The organism is Enterobacter sp. BNK-34 (assembly GCF_048684445.1).
GTDB classification, from domain to species: Bacteria; Pseudomonadota; Gammaproteobacteria; order Enterobacterales; family Enterobacteriaceae; genus Enterobacter; species Enterobacter pseudoroggenkampii.
In genome coordinates, this window is record NZ_JBLQUA010000002.1 from 17991 (window position 1) to 37795 (window position 19805).

Annotated in this window: 21 protein-coding genes and 3 pseudogenes; 12 read left to right on the forward strand and 12 right to left on the reverse strand. The window is 45.6% G+C overall.

Features of this window, described 5'->3' with window-relative positions:
* The first annotated feature begins 7 nt into the window (after nt 1-7).
* The 7 genes from ACMGG5_RS23910 to ACMGG5_RS23940 all read left to right on the forward strand — a co-directional run bounded on the left by ACMGG5_RS23910 (nt 8) and on the right by ACMGG5_RS23940 (nt 6566).
* Nucleotides 8-2548 carry an outer membrane usher protein gene (locus tag ACMGG5_RS23910; protein WP_420278638.1) on the forward strand — a complete coding sequence of 847 codons (2541 nt, stop codon included), beginning with the start codon at nt 8-10 and terminating at the stop codon, nt 2546-2548.
* Nucleotides 2549-2620: 72 nt separating this feature from the next.
* Complete coding sequence (locus ACMGG5_RS23915; protein ID WP_233396702.1) at nt 2621-3370, forward strand: fimbria/pilus periplasmic chaperone; 750 nt, start codon at nt 2621-2623, stop codon at nt 3368-3370.
* A 39-nt stretch (nt 3371-3409) separates the two neighbouring features.
* Complete coding sequence (locus ACMGG5_RS23920) at nt 3410-4009, forward strand: fimbrial protein (protein ID WP_233396703.1); 600 nt, start codon at nt 3410-3412, stop codon at nt 4007-4009.
* 23 nt (nt 4010-4032) lie between these two features.
* Nucleotides 4033-4503: a hypothetical protein gene (locus ACMGG5_RS23925; RefSeq protein WP_233396704.1), complete on the forward strand. Its 471-nt coding sequence runs from the start codon at nt 4033-4035 to the stop codon at nt 4501-4503.
* 28 nt (nt 4504-4531) lie between these two features.
* Nucleotides 4532-5050 carry a fimbrial protein gene (locus tag ACMGG5_RS23930; protein ID WP_233396705.1) on the forward strand — a complete coding sequence of 173 codons (519 nt, stop codon included), beginning with the start codon at nt 4532-4534 and terminating at the stop codon, nt 5048-5050.
* Entirely contained in the window at nt 5047-5589 is a 543-nt protein-coding gene (locus ACMGG5_RS23935; RefSeq protein WP_233396706.1) for a fimbrial protein, read from the forward strand. The genes ACMGG5_RS23930 and ACMGG5_RS23935 overlap by 4 nt, the downstream gene beginning before the upstream one ends.
* Nucleotides 5590-5669: 80 nt before the next feature.
* Entirely contained in the window at nt 5670-6566 is an 897-nt protein-coding gene (locus ACMGG5_RS23940; protein ID WP_233396707.1) for a hypothetical protein, read from the forward strand.
* Between the two features lie 151 nt (nt 6567-6717).
* On the opposite strand, the pseudogene ACMGG5_RS23945 reads toward ACMGG5_RS23940, so the two are convergent.
* A pseudogene (locus tag ACMGG5_RS23945) lies at nt 6718-7443 on the reverse strand (IS66 family transposase); the annotation flags it as partial.
* On the opposite strand from ACMGG5_RS23945, the pseudogene ACMGG5_RS23950 reads away from it, so the two are divergent.
* Both ACMGG5_RS23950 and ACMGG5_RS23955 read left to right on the forward strand, forming a co-directional pair.
* A pseudogene (locus ACMGG5_RS23950) lies at nt 7441-8081 on the forward strand (integrase core domain-containing protein); the annotation flags it as partial. The pseudogenes ACMGG5_RS23945 and ACMGG5_RS23950 sit on opposite strands and share 3 nt — an antisense overlap.
* A 238-nt stretch (nt 8082-8319) precedes the next feature.
* Nucleotides 8320-8850 carry a fimbrial protein gene (locus tag ACMGG5_RS23955; RefSeq protein ID WP_233396708.1) on the forward strand — a complete coding sequence of 177 codons (531 nt, stop codon included), beginning with the start codon at nt 8320-8322 and terminating at the stop codon, nt 8848-8850.
* 769 nt (nt 8851-9619) lie between these two features.
* Here ACMGG5_RS23955 and ACMGG5_RS23960 read toward each other — a convergent pair.
* From ACMGG5_RS23960 to ACMGG5_RS23975, 4 genes and pseudogenes are all read right to left on the reverse strand, one after another.
* Nucleotides 9620-10438, reverse strand: a complete 819-nt coding sequence (locus tag ACMGG5_RS23960; protein WP_233396709.1) for a hypothetical protein — start codon at nt 10436-10438, stop codon at nt 9620-9622.
* A gap of 581 nt (nt 10439-11019) precedes the next feature.
* Nucleotides 11020-11315, reverse strand: a pseudogene (locus tag ACMGG5_RS23965) (ISNCY family transposase); the annotation flags it as partial.
* A gap of 204 nt (nt 11316-11519) precedes the next feature.
* Entirely contained in the window at nt 11520-12005 is a 486-nt protein-coding gene (locus ACMGG5_RS23970) for a GNAT family N-acetyltransferase (RefSeq protein WP_232946148.1), read from the reverse strand.
* Nucleotides 11993-12295 carry a DUF1778 domain-containing protein gene (locus ACMGG5_RS23975; protein ID WP_407057344.1) on the reverse strand — a complete coding sequence of 101 codons (303 nt, stop codon included), beginning with the start codon at nt 12293-12295 and terminating at the stop codon, nt 11993-11995. The genes ACMGG5_RS23970 and ACMGG5_RS23975 overlap by 13 nt, the downstream gene beginning before the upstream one ends.
* A gap of 619 nt (nt 12296-12914) precedes the next feature.
* Between ACMGG5_RS23975 and repA the strand changes: the two genes are divergently transcribed.
* Both repA and ACMGG5_RS23985 read left to right on the forward strand, forming a co-directional pair.
* Nucleotides 12915-13928, forward strand: coding sequence for a plasmid replication initiator RepA (gene repA, locus ACMGG5_RS23980; protein ID WP_233396710.1), 1014 nt, complete (start codon nt 12915-12917; stop codon nt 13926-13928).
* Nucleotides 13929-14878: 950 nt separating this feature from the next.
* The gene (locus ACMGG5_RS23985) at nt 14879-15685 is read left to right on the forward strand and encodes a DUF4225 domain-containing protein (protein ID WP_063136860.1); all 807 of its coding nucleotides are present in this window, start codon (nt 14879-14881) and stop codon (nt 15683-15685) included.
* On the opposite strand, the gene ACMGG5_RS23990 is transcribed toward ACMGG5_RS23985, so the two are convergent.
* The 6 genes from ACMGG5_RS23990 to ACMGG5_RS24015 all read right to left on the reverse strand — a co-directional run bounded on the left by ACMGG5_RS23990 (nt 15660) and on the right by ACMGG5_RS24015 (nt 18971).
* Nucleotides 15660-15989, reverse strand: a complete 330-nt coding sequence (locus ACMGG5_RS23990; RefSeq protein ID WP_126488661.1) for a hypothetical protein — start codon at nt 15987-15989, stop codon at nt 15660-15662. The genes ACMGG5_RS23985 and ACMGG5_RS23990 overlap by 26 nt on opposite strands.
* A gap of 131 nt (nt 15990-16120) precedes the next feature.
* Complete coding sequence (locus ACMGG5_RS23995; RefSeq protein WP_214580417.1) at nt 16121-16891, reverse strand: TraX family protein; 771 nt, start codon at nt 16889-16891, stop codon at nt 16121-16123.
* A gap of 348 nt (nt 16892-17239) precedes the next feature.
* Nucleotides 17240-17737 (reverse strand): hypothetical protein, encoded by a 498-nt coding sequence (locus tag ACMGG5_RS24000; protein ID WP_233396711.1) that lies wholly within the window; start codon nt 17735-17737, stop codon nt 17240-17242.
* Between the two features lie 12 nt (nt 17738-17749).
* The gene (locus ACMGG5_RS24005) at nt 17750-18244 is read right to left on the reverse strand and encodes a thermonuclease family protein (RefSeq protein ID WP_126488668.1); all 495 of its coding nucleotides are present in this window, start codon (nt 18242-18244) and stop codon (nt 17750-17752) included.
* A 59-nt stretch (nt 18245-18303) separates the two neighbouring features.
* A complete protein-coding gene (locus tag ACMGG5_RS24010) occupies nt 18304-18663 on the reverse strand; it encodes a helix-turn-helix domain-containing protein (RefSeq protein WP_126488670.1) in 360 nt (119 codons plus the stop codon).
* A 5-nt stretch (nt 18664-18668) separates the two neighbouring features.
* Complete coding sequence (locus tag ACMGG5_RS24015; protein ID WP_126488672.1) at nt 18669-18971, reverse strand: type II toxin-antitoxin system HigB family toxin; 303 nt, start codon at nt 18969-18971, stop codon at nt 18669-18671.
* Nucleotides 18972-19177: 206 nt separating this feature from the next.
* On the opposite strand from ACMGG5_RS24015, the gene ACMGG5_RS24020 reads away from it, so the two are divergent.
* Nucleotides 19178-19390 carry a hypothetical protein gene (locus ACMGG5_RS24020; RefSeq protein ID WP_214580418.1) on the forward strand — a complete coding sequence of 71 codons (213 nt, stop codon included), beginning with the start codon at nt 19178-19180 and terminating at the stop codon, nt 19388-19390.
* 81 nt (nt 19391-19471) lie between these two features.
* On the opposite strand, the gene ACMGG5_RS24025 is transcribed toward ACMGG5_RS24020, so the two are convergent.
* On the reverse strand, nt 19472-19720 hold the full coding sequence (locus ACMGG5_RS24025; protein WP_232931732.1) for a hypothetical protein: 249 nt from the start codon (nt 19718-19720) through the stop codon (nt 19472-19474).
* Nucleotides 19721-19805: the final 85 nt, after the last annotated feature.

Sequence of the window (19805 nt, forward strand, 5' to 3'; positions counted from 1 at the left end):
TAGTAAAATGGCGATACATTGCAAATCAATGAAGGGAAACGCGGTTATATTTGCAATGTGCACACTTGCTTTTATATTTTCTCTTCGAATGCCTGCTGCCAATTCTGAAGATGAAATTCAATTCAATACTAGCATCCTTGATGTAAATGATAAAAATAATTTTGATTTAAGCCAGTTTTCTAAGAAAGGCTTTATTTTACCCGGTGCTTACCAGTTGATGGTGAAAATAAATGGTCAAAGCATCAAAGAAATGGAAGTCATCTTTCGGGCGCCTGAAGACGACCCTAATGGTAGCGAAGCTTGCTTAACTAGAGATATGGTTTCCCTGTTTGGGATTAAACCTGACATTTTTGAAAAATTGCAATGGGATGATAAAAACCAATGCCTGAGGATTGATAGTCTGAACGGCCTTACCATTGATGTCGCACTCGCTACGTCATCCTTAGCATTAGGTATTCCGCAAGCTTATCTCGAATATACAGACACAAACTGGGATCCTCCTTCCCGATGGGATAATGGCATTTCCGGAGTTTTGGTTGATTACTACATCAATGTGCAGTCGATAGATAGACAACATGAATCGCGTAGTAGTAGTGATTACACACTTAGCGGGAATGGAACTACTGGAGTTAACCTGGGAGCCTGGCGCTTAAGGGCTGACTGGCAAATGAGCCCAGATTCAACTTCGTCAGCCAGTGCCATGTCCTCTGACATGGAATGGAGTCGATTTTATGCGTACCGTCCGATACCAGCATTAGCGGCGAAACTGACAGTAGGCGAAGACTATCTTTACTCGGACATTTTTGACAGTTTCCGATTTACAGGTGCCGGGCTTAAGTCTGACAACAATATGCTGCCACCAAATTTACGGGGTTATGCACCTGAAGTCACTGGTGTGGCCAACAGTAATGCACGTGTGACAATTTCCCAAGAGGGCCGCATTTTATATGAAACACAGGTCGCAAGTGGCCCTTTTGCTATACAGAATTTAAGCGATAATATCCATGGAAAACTTGACGTTAAGATTTCTGAGGCAGACGGTTCAATTAGAGAGTTTCAGGTTGAGACTGCCAATATACCTTATCTCACCCGCCCTGGAACGGTAAGATACAGTACTGCTGTAGGTCGGGCCTCAAGCTGGTCTCATTCAGTAGATGGTCCGATGTTTGCTACCGGAGAATTTTCCTGGGGAGTAAGTAATGGTTGGTCACTTTTTGGTGGGAGCATCGTTAGTGATAATTACTGGGCTGCCGCTGCGGGTATTGGTAGAGACCTGTTCGCGATAGGGGCTGTATCTTTTGATATAACACAATCCATGACTACCCTACCCGATAATTCCGCATTACAAGGTCGGTCCTTTCGGTTGGATTACTCGAAATCTTTTGACGAGCTAGATGCAAATATAAGCTTTGCAGGTTACCGGTTTTCAGAAAGAGACTTCATGAGTATGGCTGAGTACCTCGACGCCCTTGATACTGGGGAAAGGGCAGGAAACCGAAAAGAGATGTATACTATAACGGCTAATAAAAGATTTAACAGTATCGGACTTACCGCATATCTGAATTATACCCATGAAACATATTGGGAAAAACCTGTTAATGAACGTTATAGTATTACGGCCTCTCATAATGTTGACATTGGTCCTATAAAAAATATCAATCTTTCATTGTCAGCTTATCGTAATGAATACGAACAGGAAACAGACGATGGAATGTATCTTTCCATGTCAGTGCCTTTTGGTGAAGGTAGTACAGTTTCTTATAACCTTTCAAACAGTGGAAGCAAAACAGAGCAACAAGTTAGTTATATGAAAAAGTTAAATGAAAATACTGACTACCGAATCAGCACAGGCTATACTGGAAGCAATAATTCTTTAAGTGCAAATGTGACGCATAGAACCGATATTGCGCTGATAAATGGAAATGCAAGCTATAAGTCAGATGAATACACTCAGCTAGGCATATCCTTACAAGGAAGTGGAACTGCGACTATGAAAGGCGCTGCGTTACATCGTTCTGGGACGAATGGAGGAACCCGGCTTATGGTCGATACTGATGGTGTTTCAGGCGTCCCTGTCAGAGGTTATGGGGCATCTGTGTATTCGAATGTATTCGGTACATCAGTTCTCGGTGATGTTAATAGTTATTACCGAAATTCAGCTAAAATCGATCTCGATAAACTGGATGAAAACACAGAAGTCAGACGTTCTGTTACCGATTTAACTATGACTGAAGGCGCTATAGGATATCGACATTTTGATGTTATAACAGGGAGTAAAGGTATGGCTGTAATTCGTCTTAAGGACGGGTCATACCCACCTTTTGGTGCTACTGTTCACAATACAAACCACGAAGAAATTGGTCTCGTAAATGACAGTGGCAATGTCTATTTAAGCGGAATAAATTCAGGTGAAACTATATTTGTACGTTGGGATGGGGAATCCCAGTGTGCCATTGATGTTCCTGATAAACTTCCACTTAATAATGAGCAAGTTGCTAGCATGCTGTTGACATGCAGTCCTGTGGCATCTTCAACAGTGCAAGAGTGAAAAAATAATCATGAGAAGATATATCACAATTTATTTATCTTCTTTTACTTAAAACCACAACCGGAAATTAACATGAAATCATCCACTATCAAGAATAGTCTTTTTGTATCATTACTGATAGCTATAAACGTTCAATCAGCCTTGGCAGCCATTGCCCTGGACCGAACGCGTGTTATTTTTGATGGCAACAAGAATTCAGTGAGTTTGGGAGTTAGTAACGAAAATACTAAATTACCTTATCTTGCACAGGGATGGCTTGAGGATTCGAAAGGAAACAAAATCACCAGCCCGTTGACTGTTTTACCGCCAGTTCAGCGTATTGAGCCGGGAAGTAAAAGTCAGGTAAAAATTCAGGCTTTACCTTCCGTCAGCACATTCCCTACGGATCGCGAATCACTTTTTTATTTCAATTTACGTGAGATACCACCACGTAGCGAAAAAGCAAATACTATGCAACTGGCACTGCAGTCGCGAATAAAGCTGTTTTATAGACCAAAAGCCCTTGTTATAAGTGCAGAAGAGATGGCTTCCATCTTTAACGAAAAAATCACGCTGACTAAATCTGGTAATAAGTATCAGGTTTCAAATCAGACTCCTTATTTTATTACGCTGGTTGATGCACGATCTTCAGAAAAATCTGAGGCCAATGCAAATTTTAAAGCCGTGATGATCGAACCGTTTGGTCAGAATACATTAGGCGTTAACGCAAATGAATTAGGGAACAACCCTGTTCTTACGTATATAAATGATTACGGTGGACGTCCTCGCCTGAATTTTAAATGCAACGCAAATTCCTGCATGACTGATACAAATAAGAAATGAATTACTAGTGTTAATAAGCCTCTTATTAAGAGAATTCGCATGCATTCAAAAACATCAAGATTTCAGATGTTGTTAATTATATTAATGACAACTCTAGTTATACAGGTGAGTCATGCCAGTGAGCAAAATAATTGGCTTACAAATAGTTTACATGGAATGTTTCACGTAAATGGTGCTGTATATCGAGATGCCTGTCGTCTTGATATGACTTCAGTCTTTCAGGAAATCGATTTAGGGGATACAAAAACAAGCCAGTTAAATCATCCGGGAGATAGAGGAAGGGCTACTACCCTTGAGCTGCGCCTGAAAGACTGTCAACAGACAAGCCGGAGTTTAATGAATGTTCCTGGTGCATTACTGAACTGGAGTGATAGTCAGCCGTTGGCCACAATTCGCTTTATAGCTAACAGCCATAAAGATAATGACCAGCTTATCGCGTTAAACGGAATCGAAGGCATTGGTTTGAGAATCACAGATCATCAGGGGAAAAGTGTACCTTTGGGTCAGCGGGGTGGCGCTTTGTTCTTGGAACCGGGTACTGATACCTTAATTTACCATGTAGCCCCTGAACGAACCCTATCGGCCCTTGAGGCCAACGAATGGGATGCTTTTGTGAGTTTCGAATTAATTTATGATTGATGAGATATAAAGATATAAATTGAATGATTACGAAACTAAATGCGTGTGTAAAGATTTTTATACTGGTGTTGGCCGCAGTTTCAACTTCTTTTTGTTATGCTGCGCAGTCTCCCGATAGTTTTACCTTTACCGCGACCGCCATTATTTTAGGTCCGCAGTGTACGTGGGTACATGAGGGCGAAACCACTGCTTCTTTGGGGAAGCTCACACTTGGCATTCCAGTGAAAAAAGATATTCCCGTCGGGGCTATGAGGGGGGTTTGCCAAGGAACCGAATCTCGCGCATTTGGATTTACAGTTTCCTTGGAAAATCCAAGCAAAAATGGTCTGAATCACCAGTTAATTGATAGTACTGCGAATACTGAAATCAAGGATGGCACTCACTTGGAGAAGAAACCGTCGGAGAAAACCATGTTATCAATACGAACTACCGGGACTCCAAGTCAGGCTGGCTTCTATAATAATAATCTGGTCATGATAATTAAATATGACTAACACCAACTGATTTTATATGTAGGTTAAAATGTATAATCTGAGTTTTAAAAAAAACACCTTAGCCTGGCTTTGTTATAGCCTGATAATGTTGGTTTCATATTCACCGCGAGCAGCTCAGGATGATGATAGAGTAGAATTCCCGATTACAGCGCTGGTCTCAGAAGCAGCACAATGCATGGTTAATAACAATGAAAATATTGTTGTTCAGTTTGGAGATGTCGATATTACAAAAATTGACGGTTCTTCATATCAAAAAAAACAGTTAGATTTACACCTAACATGTGAACATCTTCAGAATAATCAGTTAACCCTACAATTTTATGGTGCCAGTGCGCAATTTAATACTGCGTTGCTTGATGTTCCTGAAAAACCTGGGCTAGGTGTACGGTTACTGAATAATGGTACCCCCCAGGCTATTAATGAAGATTTTACATTAAATTACGGTGATAATATAATACTTGAAGCTGTTCTTGATAAAGATATTGATGCGACTTTAATCGGGGGTGGATTTACAGCATCTGCAACCCTGCGGGTAACTTATCAATGATAAATCGTCAAGTTATATTCACTATATTATTTATAGTTTCTCTCTTATTTTATCCATTCCGTCATGCTTTATCAAATGAAAGTAGCGTTGCTGCTGAATTTAGCGGAACATTAATTGAAGCTCCTCCCTGTACCCTCAGGCCTGGTGATGAAGAAATTACGATGATGTTTTCTGCAATTACAGTCAGAGAGCTTAAAGAACAAAAAAGAACAAAAGGTTTTCCTTTTACTATACATCTTGATAACTGTGATATATCCAGGCAAGGAACAGTGAAAATTTTCTTTACCGGAACTGAAAGCTCTGTCTCTACCGGTTTGTTAATGCCCGACCCTAGTAGTACTAGTAATGGGATTGCAATTGGCATTGAAACACCAGATGGAGAACTGCTGTCAATAAATAACCCTGCAAAATATCTTTCATTAGAGATTGCAGAGTCGACACTGTTTACAGTGCAGGCTTTCATTCAGGTTGAGGATGAAAGCAAATTAACCGAGGGCACCTTCTATGCTAGCGCAAATTATATTATTGAGTATGATTAATTAATCAAGATGAATATGAACTAGCGCGAATCTTGGATATGCTAAAATATACACAAAGCATATATTATATTAGGGGTAACATGACTAAATTTAATGATGGTTTTTCACAGGAAATCTTCAATTCTTTACTGGAACATATTGACAATCGACTGCCCAATCAGATGACCATGAATGAGTTACAGCGCATTTCTGGTTATAGTAAAAGACACCTGAGTAGATTATTTATGAAATATGCAGGTGTCACTCCATACCTGTATACTAAAGTGATGTGGGCTTACAGGATACTTCTGGAGCTCAAATTCACCACTATTTCAGTTGAGGATCTTTGTAAAAAATACAACAGAAAGAGTGTTGGCTACTTTATAAAAAGCATTGAAATAATAACAGGAGAGTGTATTAATAAATCAACAACACACAGAAACATTAGTTTTAATGGAATTCTGAAAAAACATAGAATAAATCTTCCGAAGAGATATCTTTCGTGCAAATTCGTCAGTCTTTTTGATTTTGATATACAGGCTCGTGGTATTAAGCATACATTTCAGCGTCCAAGCGGGATGATGATGGCCTCACATTACCATCAGCTTGAGCTCATTATTGATAATTTTTGTCATACCAAATCATTAAATCGTGATGACGTATGGATGTGTTTGAAATTCTCTCCATATGATGTGGAAAATTATGAAGTCAGTATGTATACATTTATACCCGGCAACCCAACTATTTTACCTGAAGGTGAAAATGTTTCCCTTCAGGGTGATTACATCTGTTTTAGCTGGGCTGGCCGAGCAGAGGACACCTTTTCGAGGATTAGAAGTTTTTACGATATTTTTTTTCTTGAATATATGGCAACTCGGAAAGAGGGATTTGATATATCAAGAAGGCAAAAGGTAGAAGGCATAGATAATTATTATGTATTTAGTTACTATATTCCGGTAGTCATTAACGAGGCGATACTATTAATTTCCAACCCTTGACACCAATAAATTTAAAATTATTCAACTGCAAGCGGAAAAATTCTCATAGGTTTTTTCTGTCCACTTATTATTTTGCGATCAAAATGCGTTACTTACATATCTCTTCTATGTAATCACCTTCGAGGTAAGCGTCACATAATGACCGTATTGACTAACAGGCCTGGATGAGATCAACTTTCCATGGCAGCGGATCACGGACCCGGTTCACCGGCCAGTCCTGTATATGACCGATGACGTAACGCAACCACGTCTAAAGGTCAACGCCGTTAAGCCGGCAGGTGATGAACAGAGAGTATAGGATTACCGCACGTTCTCCGCCCGTATCTGTACCGGCGAACAGCCAGTTTTTCCGGCCCTGCGCAACGCCAAGCAGCGTGTTCTCCGCGATGTTGTTGTCGCTCTCCGCCTCGATGGCATACAGCTTTCCGATTCGCTTCAGCGCTTCGGTTGTGATGTCGCTCGGTGTCCGGGCATGCACGTCGTGGATTTTTCTCCGCGCATGGACCATTTAGGCCACTTCCGTGATGCGGCCGTCTTCGTAAAGCGCGTTGTAGCCACCGTACGCATCCGCCTGCTGGATCCCGCTGTACCCGGCAAAATGCCGCTGCGGATATACACCTTTCCGGTCCGGCGGGTACGCGAACCATACCGCCGGTGGAAGCGGTGAACCCGCGTTACGGTCATCCCGCACGGTCCGTGCGGGTTTTACTGCTGCCGGCTCCTGCACCGGCACAGAGGTATCATCCGTATGTACTTTGACCGGCATCAGCACGTACTGGCGCAGCAGGTCGTAAAGTGGTTCCAGCAGTTTGCTCACCGCGCAGGACCAGCTCCCCAGCGTGGCCCGACTCAGTTCAACGACCTGACGGCGATAGATATGCCCAGCTACGGCTATCGACGTGTATGGGGCATCCTGTGTAAGCAACGCCGCACAGCAGGACTGTCGCCGGTAAATGCCAAACGACTTTACAGGATCATGAATGAGCATAACCTGCGGTTATTGCATGACAAACCAGAGCGACCGAAGCGTGAGCATAAGGGAAAAATCGCGGTGGCAGAATGCGATATACGCTGGTGTTCAGATGGCTTCGAGTTCGGCTGCAATAATGGTGAAAAACTGCGGGTTACGTTCGCGCTGGACTGCTGCGACAGATAAGCCATCGACTTGGCGGCGAGCACAGGAGGCTACGACAGTTCGACGGTGCAGGACGGTAGACGACAGGTTGCCGGACACTTCAGTGCAGTGGCTGACGGATAACGGTTCATCGTATACCGCGCATGAAACACGAAGGTCGCGAGAGAGCTGAATCTGGAACCCTGCACAACTGCGGTGAGCAGCCCGCAGAGCAATGCATGGCCGAACGGTTCGTGAAAACGATTAAAGAAGACTATATCGCGTTCTTGCCAAAACCGGATGTGAGAACAGCACTGCAAAACCTTGCAGCAGCGTTCACGCATTACAATGAAAACCACCCGCACAGCGAGCTGGGATATAACTCCCGAAGGGAATACCGGGGCGGGGTCAGCCCATTAAGATACAAAAGCTGTCCGAGGTGGCGGGTCAAGATCATTTCCGGTTCATACCAATATATTCTCGGTATAACAGGGAGATCACATGAATGTTATAAATTTGTTTCTTTGAGAGAGGGGGTGGACGCCTTTGATGCGCCGCCTAATAATTATATTTATCCTTTCTAATATACTTGGCTTGAACCAAGCAAAGTTATGACTTTATATTTCAACAGGACAATATATGAATTTATCATCAAAAGTTATCCCCCTTTGTTTCGCGACAGCATTTTTAACCGGAAATGCAATGGCTGCAAACCAGGGAGGTAAAGTAACCTTTACCGGAAACATTACTAACTCGGCCTGTTCCATTTCTCCGGAATCATCAGATCAAACAGTTGATCTAGGGCAGATATCTATTAAAGATCTTACCGATGGTGACAGAAAATCAACACCACGTAACTTTGATATTTCACTCGAGAACTGTGTCTTGAATAAGCCAAAACTCTATAATTGGGTAACAATAACCTTCAACGGTTCAGGGGCTACGTTTAATCCTGAAATTCTGGGGACAACCGGCACGGCCAGTGGGATTGGCATCGCCATTTCGGAGCAAAATAGCGGTGATTATCTTCCTCTGGGAGTCGCAAGTTCACCTCACAATCTTTTGACAGGTGATAATACATTACATTTCTCAGCTTATCTCGTTGGCGGTTTGCGTCCAACTGAAGGTGATTTCACAGCAGTCGCAAACTTTACATTAGATTATTTGTGATTCCTAACAAGAGCTATTTTAACGATAGCTCTTGAGATATATCACCACCGTATTTTTACCTTGGCGACTCGAAGAACTAATATCTATAACTGTTCTTGCCCACACATGACCTTCACATCAGCCATTGTTATTTAACCTCATATTATGAGGTTAAATATCTTTACCTAACATGAACCCCTTATCTCTCGTTCTAAGATGTGCTTACTGGACTCACTGAATTACCACGGATACTCGACACTTCTAAATAATAGATGAACTGACTCCGCCACGGTAGCCGAACCTATATAAGACTGTAACCAAAGCATTTCCGCTTCCCGTTGTTAAACTCCTGCAATTCGCACTCTAATAGCTCGCATACCATGGCACAGCACGAAAACAGTTTAAAAGTTAGCTTTTGCGCTCGCCGGTCTGGATTCTGTTTAAAGTTGGCTTTGCGAAGTGGAAAAGGGCAAGTTAAGTTGTTTGTAGTCGTCAACGAAAGGTTTTCTTCAGCAAGCTTGTTTGTGTTACGCCCCCCCCCGCCGCCAGTACTCCGAAAGATAGAGCAGGCTAGCGAAAAAAGAATAACTTACAAGCCTGAAGTTAAAGGGACAGTACCCGGTAGAATACCGCACCTTGGTCTCAGCGACAGCATGATTTAAAACGTCCAATTTTTGGCTTGCAGTTCATTTTTAGGGCAGGAAAGATGTCAAACTCAACCAATTAGAGACATCACCTGCACTTTCATAGCCTTTCGAAATTATTTTATAACCAATTGAATATCAGTTTATCATAAATATGTGATTTTCATTATTGAAGTAAAAGTCATTCCTCCTATTACTGATGGCATTCCGGTAAATGTGATTTTTATCGGAACTTGAGTTCCAGGGGTGAGCGTGTAGTCCCCACCCAAAGGTTTTCCTGTTATTGACGAGGTGAAAGCCATTTCGACATTGTTGATTTCATTAGAAGTAACTTCGATGTTAACTTTCACGCTATCCTGATTGGGATTTTCACATTCAGTGTTCAAATACAAATCAATACTCTTTTTGGCGAGTTCATCAGGAGTTAAGGCGCCGAGATCCCAATGCAATTCAGAGGGTACAACATGACACTCAAGTTTGGGTCTACCAGGGCTAATATCACAGACTTCATTTACCCATTCTTCCGTGTCTTTATCCGTAAAATCGCCGTCAAAAATAAGGCATATATCACCAGCATGCTCGGGGTCATTCTCTATCCAGAAATTTAAGGTTTCGGGTAGCGGAACGCCAAATAGTATGTATCCTTCTTCGTTACAGTCGCGGCTGTCTAAGATCATTTTTGGGTCAATCGTCGATGCGTCATTCCATGGCTGCCCAGTGGAGGCTCCATTTGCATGCGCGGGATAAGTAGGCCCAATCTCCCACAATCCACGACGCGTATTCCAACGCCTTAGATGTAGATACCAATTTCTCGCTAGGTCTGCATCTGGCCGATTACAGATAGGAACTGAAGTACCTTTAGCTATTTTACCACCTGGTGCTGGCGAGCCACCCCAGATGTATCCGATGCCATCGGCAAAGCAGAGGTTGGACACAAAGATAAGAGATAGCATCACTATGCGCATAATATTCTGTCTTGTTATCATTCTAAGTTAATGGGATACCCACGCTCAGGGTAGGCAGTATGATTGCAATGTTTGTGTTCGTCGCGGGACGGCGCTCTTTTCATAGATGGTGTCATTACTTTCTCGACTATTAAATATAACAGGTTTCCCTAACGCCATTAGCACTGCTGGGATTTTACAAGAAATGGTTACCGGCCTATTCAACAGAGAAAATATTCTGCACATAAACATAGATAACCAGCCATTAGTATAGTTTGTTATCGACTGTAACGCATTAAATAATGCGAGCGGCTTTCGCTGCCCAAAGAGAGCGAACCGCCGATGGCGAGACAAACGCCATGATCCAAACAAGTTGTGCATAGTAATTTAAAACCCACTATTCCAGAAGCTTTGTTATTTTTTAACGGCATAAATGGAAGTTATTCTCAGCCCAACCATAAGCACCTAATTACAAACCATTGCAGGATAAGTATATAATAATAGGGTAATTGCCTGGTAGGGCGCAGTGTTTGTCCACACCTTTGGCTGGCCAAACAAACATTTAACAATAGTACTCCTGCCAAAAATGCCTAGGGAGTGTTCTCAACAGATACTGTGATGTTGTGACGTTCGCGCAATTTTTCTGCAGCCAGTGTTAGTCCAAAATCGCTGTAATGCTCGTGAAGTAATGAAAGAACACACAGCTTAAGTGACTCAGGAAGCCTGTGATTACCGGGGCATCCACGCCGAAGGTTTGCTAGTCCTGCAGCGCCAGATTCGCGAAAGCGGTTCATCAGACGCTGTGTCTGAGTTCGGTCAGAGCAAGCTGCTGAGCTGGCATGCGCTTTTCAACAACTGACTGAATGACATCGATCCTACTGAGTTCTTTATCTGACATGGTCACAAGCATCCTGATGTATCCATGGCCTGAGGATTGGATCCTTTATGCCAGAAAAAGTGACATCACTAAATGGGTTAAAAGTGACATTAGAATTTTGCTGTCACAGCACTTGTGCGCATAACAAAGATTATGTTAAATGCAGCAACACATTACATTACAAATCAATAAGTTATACACCACCCTACCCTTTTTCCTCAAACCTCACTGTGGTAACTTTAAAAATAATGTCCGTTCCTGAGTTTTCGATGCCTTAAAGCCATGGTGAAGATAAAAGTTTTTGGCTTCTTCAGTCAGTGCATGAACCATAATCGCACGGACTCCAATATTTCCAGCTACACGATAGCAGCGCAATACTGCATCGTGCAGTAAATCAGCACCCAGCCCTTGTCCACGAAGTGAGACACCGACAGCCAGGCGAGCAAGTATGATAACCGGGATTGGATCTGGCATATTGCGCCTGAGACTTCCCGTCGCTTCAACATGGTTAACGCTGCCGGTGGCCAGGGAGTAAAAACCGGCAACCTGTTTGGTGCCTGTTTTACATACAATGAATGTCCGGGCAGCACCAAGAGCCTGATTTTTTAACCCTCGCTGTTTAAGCCAGTGATCGAGAACGGCCTCCCCGCTTACGAACTCAGCCAGTTGATGTGAGCTGGATAACGGTTCCGGAGCTGTTACACGTCCCACTGAGGTTTCCTTGCCAGGAGTTTATTGATGGCAGCGTCATCCGCAACTGGCGCATCGAGCATATCGATAAACTCGGCATACTGCTCATCGTTAAAATTAAATACACGTCGATCAAGGATCACATTCTCCGCAGCCTGGCATGCCATTTCCAGAATGAAATCCGTACGTGATTTATGAAGTATCTCTGCAGCAGCATCGATGAGTGCTCTTTGAGATTCTTTGGCTCTGAGATTGAGTTGAACTTCTGATTTCATTAGTGCCCCCTTGTATAGCAATTGCTTTACGAGCATAACACAGGAATAATGTATAGCAAACGCTATACAAACTTTCTCTCACTACAGATATGATCCTAAAGCTCCACAGTTCAACGACTTAAGTTAAATGCCCTGCTTGCAAATTTCTTTACTCTCTGCAGGATTCCCGGATTACACATAATTCCCTGACATTACAGTGAGCGCTGCCGGTAAAAATTTCTTAGGGACAATCAGCACGCGCCGATGGGTAGTAATCTGGTCTAACATCTGGAAAAATTACTGACGAGAAGGTAGTATTCGGATCGTCAGCGATCGTCTTGTGGTGGGACAGATTGTTGATTCGAATTACTTTTGTGACCTAACTCAAACTCACAGTTTGACTGCTTTGTGGTGAGGCAGGCGGGTAACAAAGATGGTTTTACGGAAGAAATGCGGACTTCCGGAAACAAACAGGGACAGGACGTGTCCGTTAAAACGTTCAGGAGCAGGTAACGGGATTTCCCGGAACCTGAATGCACAAACCCCCCGAAATCTGTCATCAACTTGGCGGAAGAGTCAGATATCAGGGGGTCCAAAAGCAGGCGCGTTGCCTGTGAAGGATTATAACGCATGCACCATAGAAAACAACACCCGGCCGCCATAAGAACAGGCCGCCGTGAATGACAATCAGATTTCTGTTCACTGGTCAGATCTACCGAAAGATGAGTTAACCCGTTTCTGGCAGGATGTCGATGCCGGCACTCAGGGTAATTTCCTCATTGCACCAGTCAAAAAACTCACCCGCCGCAAACGCGGTGAGCATTCCACAAAAGCCAAATGTGAGAACCCGGCCTGGTATCGCCCGGAGCATTATAAAAAGCTCTCCGGACAGCTCGGTCATGCCTACAATCGCCTGGTGAAAAAAGATAAAGAAACCGGGCAGGCCAGCCTGCGCATGCATGTTTCTCGTCACCCTCTCTATGTCGCCGGCCGCCGTAAGGCGGGACGTAAATATGGCTTCCGTCCGGAACGTCAGCGCCTGCTCGATGCGCTCTGGCCAGTGCTCATCAGCTTCTGTGATGCCGGCAAGCATACCGTCGGCATGTGTATCTCCCGTCTTGCAAAAGAACTCAGTGCAAAGGACGCAAAAGGCAATGTCATTCCTGAAACGGAGGTGACGGTGTCACGCCTTTCACGGCTTATTGAGGAACAGGTACGGTTTGGCGTTCTGGGTCTCGCGGAAGAACGCACCTGGGATCGTGAATCCCGCACCTGGCTGCCAACGTATGTCTATATTACCCCTGTGGGATTCCAGATGCTGGGCGTCGATATGGACAAGCTGTTTAAAGAACAGGAGAAGAAGCTCCGTCAGAGCGCCGAGCGTGAGCAGCTGATCCGGGAAGGGGTGATGAGCGAACATGATGATGTTCAGGCCCACTCTGCGCGGAAATGCTGGTCTGGCCGTAAGCGTCAGGAGGCACTCGTTTACCGCCGCAAAAAAGGCGCGGAGCGTAAACGTGCCAACAATCTGATTAAGCTGCCGGCAGATGAACGACTCCATGCAATGTCTGAATGGATTTATCGTACCCTGCCGCCTGACGAAGCGTACTGGTGCACATCTGAGCGCCTGAAGGCGCTGGCCATCCAGCATCTTTACCAGCTGGATCTGGCGCTTTCTCCACCGGACTAGTCACAGACGACACAACAGTCTTCCTGTTTACAGGCCCCTCACCGGGGCTTTTCGTGCTTGTTTTTTTCGGCCGTTCTGCTCATTTTTCATCCTTTACTCCTTTCTTCTTCCGGTCACCATGACGTTCTGCCGGTCGTTATGGCCCGCAGTGGCCACTATCTCTTTTTTTTACACAGAAATCCGCAAACGAATAAGTGAAGTAACCCGGAAATGAATAAAAGACATTCCGCAAAACAGTCTTACTTCATCTTTTTTATCTCTCTGTTCATTACATTCCAGAGTAGATCTTTGTCTTCGGCTACTCTGTGGATAACGTAAAATGCCTTCGCATGCAGCGGCCTCACGGCCGCGCGCTCAGAAGGAAATCAAAAGTACCTCCCGTCGCAAGCGCCGGGCCCCATTCTCGCCAGAACCAGGCGCCGCATACATACCTGACCCCTGCTAAACCGACGCCGCCCCGGCCCGAAGGGCCGGAACACCCTCGCTTTAAGAGGGATGTTGTAACTAGTATCAAGAGTAGCTGTAGTTAAGTCGCGGTAATCACTTCATACACGCTCGTAAGCGCCTGACGGCGCTAACGCGGAGATACAGCCCGTCAGCGGCCAGAGGCCTTGACGGACTCACTCCGACCGCGCACATTAGCAATCGGAAAGCTTTAAGCGGGTATAGCTTTGCAGGGAAAGGGATGTGATTGGCAGAACCTATCAATCCGTAACGGCTGATGCCGGTTCCGACGCCCCTCGCCAGAATCACCCGGTTCAGCTCCGGCTGGCGTCTCCATGCCGCTTCGCGGCATACATGTTCCATGAACCCTGGACTACACGGGCAGGCCATCATGGCCGAAGGTTTACTGACAGCATCAGACTATTATTTTACCCTTTAAAGCAGGGTTGCCTAAATCCGGGAGCGCGATAAGCTTTAACGGGTGATTTTCAATCAGGATGAGTAAAATGGATATAATTCTTCCGGGAAACAAAAGCCAGGCACGAGTCTGGGCAGAAACCATGATTAATCTGGAGGCCCGCAAACTCGTCAATACCGCTAACATTGTTGGCGCCCGACATCTGGGGGATGGACTGACGCGTCTCAAATTCATTGATGAAATTAAATCTGTCATTAATGGCGAATTTGAGCGTGCCCGTCGGGCAAAGTCTGACGAAGAGTGCATGACCTGCCTGCGTAACCTGCAGGTCGAAAACAGCAGTCTGCTTGAGCAGAGCCGCCAGCTCCAGACCGGTTATGCGAAACTATATGCACAGATCAAATACGTCAGGGATGAAGACCGGATGGTCGGTTATGTCATCTCAGGAATTAAAGTGGTGCTGGCAGGTATGCAGGGTGCATTTGGCTTTGTGCTGACTTCCTCGATGACACCCGTCGGCGTTCTTGCCGGGGCTATTCTGATTGTCGACTCGGCCAACACGATAACCCGTGAAGTTGGTCGTCAGTTCCTGAATGAACCTGACACGCAGGGTATGTTTGGTGATGGTGCCATGAATATCGCTAAATTCATGGGATTTGAACGATCAACAGGGTTGGGGATATACAACGGGATCGCGCTTGCAGGCAATATCTACAGTGTCTATGGATTAATGGCCAGACCTGGAACATGGCGTCTGTTTAACTATATCAGCACCGATTTTTACCGGAAAATCGACACCATGTCCCGGGGTAAACTGACAATGAAAATTGTGGGATGGGGGGTAAAGGCTAAGGTTGTTTTCGATCTGATCACTTCTGATGACGCTGGGAAATGAGATTTTTCCGGCGGTAATGCCATGATTTATAGGCCAGCTTCAAAGGCATGGTAATCGTAAACAGAGTGCCAAGAACAAGAATAGCCACGCCAAAGGAAATGGCATGCATCCTCGAGCCAGCCAAAAGTGTGGCCACAAAAATCAGTAACATGACTGACAGCACCCATATCAGGGCCTTAAAACGGTTTGCCAGATCGTTCAGCAGAGTATCCATTTCCGTACCCGTTTTAGCTGAACTGGCCCGCAGTCGGACAATGTCCTCTTCACTGAAGCCGTGGTTCATCAGATCACTTTCATGGTTCATGCTTCTCTCCTTTTCCCTGCGGGAAGTTTAACATGCCCTGCGCTAATAACCAGTTAAGCCCGACCGATAACCTGTCAGGTGGTTACGGGCTATCAGCTCTTTCTCACTGATAGCCATCACGTCATCCTAATTCAGCCAAAAGTAGACTGTACCAGACCAATAATCCCCAGGTGGCCGGCGTAAGCATAATAAAAGAAATTACGCGGCATGAAACGCTTGCGGCCCTCCGGACAGATTTTCCTGCAGAAGGAAACCACTGCCAGGGGGAATGCCAGAGTAGGCAGCGTGGCCAGTAATAATGTTTCTGCGGGCAGATCCGGGAGATGCGAGAACCCGTTTAAACAAATCAGTGACAGCACGGCAGTGATGGCCGCCAGCCGCTGCACTTCGGGTGTTTCGTTGCCAGAAACGGTTGCCATACTGATGGCCAGCGTTATTCCTGCCAGCCCGTAGCTTGCCGGCTGCAGCGGCCAAATCATGAGGGCCAGGAGCAGATATCCCGCAAACATTCCTTTCCGGCCGTGCTGGTACTGCAGGGCAATCAGCTGCGTGACGCCGGCAAACAAGAACAGAATGTTCAGGGCCCACCAGGGCTGGTGATGCCAGAAGGCCAGGCTGAACACCGGCTGCGTGATGACTGCCCAGATCCACAGACGATTGGCTCTCTTCTGAAGTCGTTCCGGGGTGCGCTGTACGTTCATCGCCCATATAAGCGTGAACAGGGGGAAGGCCATCCGGCCAAGCGCATACATCACCGGCCAGGCTGGCGACAGAAACACCGTATTGGTGTGGTCGATAATCATGGCCAGAAGTGCGAGAAGCTTGACCATATCCAGAGCAGCGGGACTGAGCTGGCTGGCATTCCGGATACTGGGAAGTACGTTGGGTACTGAATGATTCATGCTGTATATTCCCCTGGCGACACGCGGTTAACAGCCAGCCCTGAACATAATGCCAGAATGCCCTGCCTGTTTGCGCTGTGACCCTGACCTTAAGTTTCTCCAGAATCTTGCGCGCCGCAAATTCTGATTTATCACGCAGCACACGCATTGCGCCCGCCGCATCCTTATTCTGAATACAAATACTTAAAATATGAAAATCGTTCACACGGCCCCCTTTCTTACACTCTTATTATCGGCCGTATGAATATTATATTTAGTGCAGCAGGAAAATTCCTAATAATACTTTAAAATTATCATCCTAGATCTTAGTCAGTTTATTAACCCTTTTAAATGGCTGACGATAGTTCATTAATTATTTACATTGCTTGCTGATGCCTTTTCCCTGACCAGAGCGAAATCTTCACGAATAGATTTTGCGGCAGGCTTCCACCCTTTAGCCCATTCTTCGTTCATACGGCCTTCACTGACAATCTTCAGAGTGATGGCATAAGGGGTGCGCTGCAGTTTCCTCGACAGCCAGAGTATATGATCATCGATTCTGTCATCCGGAATATCAGCAATGATCGAATGAATAAGGTCCAGGTCTTCCGGTGCCCACGGTTTTCCGGAGCGCGGAAACACTTCATCCGGAAGGCGTGGTTTTTTTTCCTTTACTTCTTTTACCTGCTTTCTGGCGTCTTTTTCAGCTGTGATTAGGCGCTGCCGCTCCGTTAACCCTCCCAGGGTTGCAACCGTTCTGACCATATTTTCGCGCTGCTCACGAGTAATATTTACTTCACCGCATATAATGTCATTTAACGTTTCGACAAGAATTTCCAGTTTGTTTTCGGTTAATTTTAAAGCCATACAATAATCTCCTTAATTTTTATTCGTTTTTTGCTCATCCTGATGCAGACTACGCCAGCGCCAGGGCTCTGTCTGACCCGATTCTGACCAGAGTCCAGCTGACTGACGACGGGCTTCAGCCTCCAGAACAGCGTAGCCTGGCCGGACGAGATTCCCGTGGTACCGGTATGCCCAGGCCATTCCTTTGCGTACCTGTTCGGCATTTACATCCGTCATGTCAAGCCATATGGTACCCAGCAGGCGTCCATAGCGATCCGTTTCACTTCCCGTGACGGTTACGGGCCGATGAGCCACCATCGATGAGAGTTCCTGACGGGAACGCTGGCCAAAGGGCTGGCTCTTTTCCGGCGCATCGATGCCAGCCAGGCGTACGCGCGTCAGTCGGTTTCCTGGCTCAAGAATCTCAACGGTATCCCCGTCCAGCACGCGCACAATCCGGCCGCTGATATCTGCACTGGCCGAAAACGCCACAACGAACAGGACCAGCGAGCAGAACTTCCTTTTCATTATTCATTATCCCCGGTTGCATACCCTGCGGTTATTAAGCTCGTAAATTTCAATTCGACTTATCCTCCAATGAGGCTTTTTAAAGGAATGCCAAACATTGCATGTAATTTCCGGATCATGGGCAGCGTCAGATTACGTTTGCGGTTAAGCACTTCATAGACCCGGTTAGATTTTCCGATTGCTGGCTCAAGATCTTTTACCGTCAGCCCCTGCTGTTCCATCCTGAACTTAATAGCTTCTACCGGATCAGGGGCTTCAATTTGGAAATACTTGTTTTCGTACTCATTAATCAACACACACATGATTTCAAAAAAGTCACCCTCCGGGGTATCGGCAGGAGGTTCATTATCAAACATAGGCTCCACGGCGCGTAACGCTGCTTCATAGTCCTGTTCAGTTTTAATAGGTTTAATCTGCATAGGGTTTACTCCAGGCTGACAGTTTCAGCATCTATTTTGTCATATTCTTTATGCGTACCAATGAATTTGATAAACATCCATCCTCGCTGGTATGCAATCGCAACAATTAACCAGTAGTCATTTCCCTTAATATTAAAAACCACACGCCTGTTTTTAAGGATACTGGCACTGCGGTATTGTTCTTTGATTTCTGCCGGGGTTTTCCATTCAGCTTTACTGGCTTCATCTACCCAGGCTTTTAGCGACTGCTCTGCATCGGGATTCGCCGTCCAGAAATCCCTCAGTGTCTTGATAGCGATTATCTTCATGTCATGAAGATAGTCCCATTTTAGGACTGCTACAAGTTTTTTGTCCCATTATGGGACTTTAATTTAACTGAAGAGACATACCAGAGTGCCAGGGCCGGCTATGCCTGTACTGAGTGATTTCATATTTTTTTGTTGCCTGTCTGCCGTAGTGACAGAAGCCTAGGATACACAAGGCTCAGGATTCCCCTGTGCCACTGGAGGTATCTATGATGAATTATCAGATGACGCTGAACGAACTCGTTACCGCCACTGAACAGGCCAGAGTGAACTACCGGCGGTGTGGTACGTTGGTATCCAGATTGCTTTATGAATTCTGGTATATGCAGCTGGGAACGGAGGCTTTCGATCAACAGACGCTGACGCTCCGGTGTCCGCTTGCACTGGAAGAGATGTACCGCCTTGCAATTGACGCGCCGTAGAACTGTTCAGTTGCAGGCAGAGCCGCGAAAGCGGCTTTTGAAGATACTTCCCTGAACTGCTTTTCTGGTGTGCAGATCCACTCAGCCAATTAGCTGCAGGGCATAACTGATATTGAGGCCTGTCATATTGGTATTGAGGGCCTTCATCATGTCTGCACTCGTATACTTGGTATTGCCCTTCAGGCTTCCCTGATAGCCTTTTGACGTGACTACTGTCAGTTGTTCCGGATTGCAGAGAGCTTTCCTGCCGGCGAACAGGTCTGACTCAACAGCACGCAGATAAAGCGGGGAGGCCGCCACCACAAACCGATCGTCAGGCATTGCCTGCATCAGCGTCTTGAGGGAGGTACACCGTCGTTCCGAAGGTGGACGCGTTGTCAGCCGTTCCCAGTGAGTGCGTTGGCAGAACGGCATC

Coding starts and splice junctions, on each gene's coding strand:
- ACMGG5_RS23975 (WP_407057344.1), bottom strand. CDS start 12,295: ATGCTCGTAAAGCAATTGCTATACAAGGGGGCACTAATGAAATCAGAA.
- ACMGG5_RS24015 (WP_126488672.1), bottom strand. CDS start 18,971: ATGAAGATAATCGCTATCAAGACACTGAGGGATTTCTGGACGGCGAAT.
- ACMGG5_RS23990 (WP_126488661.1), bottom strand. CDS start 15,989: ATGAACCATGAAAGTGATCTGATGAACCACGGCTTCAGTGAAGAGGAC.
- ACMGG5_RS24005 (WP_126488668.1), bottom strand. CDS start 18,244: ATGAAAAGGAAGTTCTGCTCGCTGGTCCTGTTCGTTGTGGCGTTTTCG.
- ACMGG5_RS23915 (WP_233396702.1), top strand. CDS start 2,621: ATGAAATCATCCACTATCAAGAATAGTCTTTTTGTATCATTACTGATA.
- ACMGG5_RS23995 (WP_214580417.1), bottom strand. CDS start 16,891: ATGAATCATTCAGTACCCAACGTACTTCCCAGTATCCGGAATGCCAGC.
- ACMGG5_RS24000 (WP_233396711.1), bottom strand. CDS start 17,737: ATGGCTTTAAAATTAACCGAAAACAAACTGGAAATTCTTGTCGAAACG.
- ACMGG5_RS23955 (WP_233396708.1), top strand. CDS start 8,320: ATGAATTTATCATCAAAAGTTATCCCCCTTTGTTTCGCGACAGCATTT.
- ACMGG5_RS24020 (WP_214580418.1), top strand. CDS start 19,178: ATGATGAATTATCAGATGACGCTGAACGAACTCGTTACCGCCACTGAA.
- ACMGG5_RS24025 (WP_232931732.1), bottom strand. CDS start 19,720: ATGCAGGCAATGCCTGACGATCGGTTTGTGGTGGCGGCCTCCCCGCTT.
- ACMGG5_RS23985 (WP_063136860.1), top strand. CDS start 14,879: ATGGATATAATTCTTCCGGGAAACAAAAGCCAGGCACGAGTCTGGGCA.
- ACMGG5_RS23930 (WP_233396705.1), top strand. CDS start 4,532: ATGTATAATCTGAGTTTTAAAAAAAACACCTTAGCCTGGCTTTGTTAT.
- ACMGG5_RS23960 (WP_233396709.1), bottom strand. CDS start 10,438: ATGCGCATAGTGATGCTATCTCTTATCTTTGTGTCCAACCTCTGCTTT.
- ACMGG5_RS23910 (WP_420278638.1), top strand. CDS start 8: ATGGCGATACATTGCAAATCAATGAAGGGAAACGCGGTTATATTTGCA.
- ACMGG5_RS24010 (WP_126488670.1), bottom strand. CDS start 18,663: ATGCAGATTAAACCTATTAAAACTGAACAGGACTATGAAGCAGCGTTA.
- ACMGG5_RS23920 (WP_233396703.1), top strand. CDS start 3,410: ATGCATTCAAAAACATCAAGATTTCAGATGTTGTTAATTATATTAATG.
- ACMGG5_RS23925 (WP_233396704.1), top strand. CDS start 4,033: ATGATTACGAAACTAAATGCGTGTGTAAAGATTTTTATACTGGTGTTG.
- ACMGG5_RS23940 (WP_233396707.1), top strand. CDS start 5,670: ATGACTAAATTTAATGATGGTTTTTCACAGGAAATCTTCAATTCTTTA.
- ACMGG5_RS23935 (WP_233396706.1), top strand. CDS start 5,047: ATGATAAATCGTCAAGTTATATTCACTATATTATTTATAGTTTCTCTC.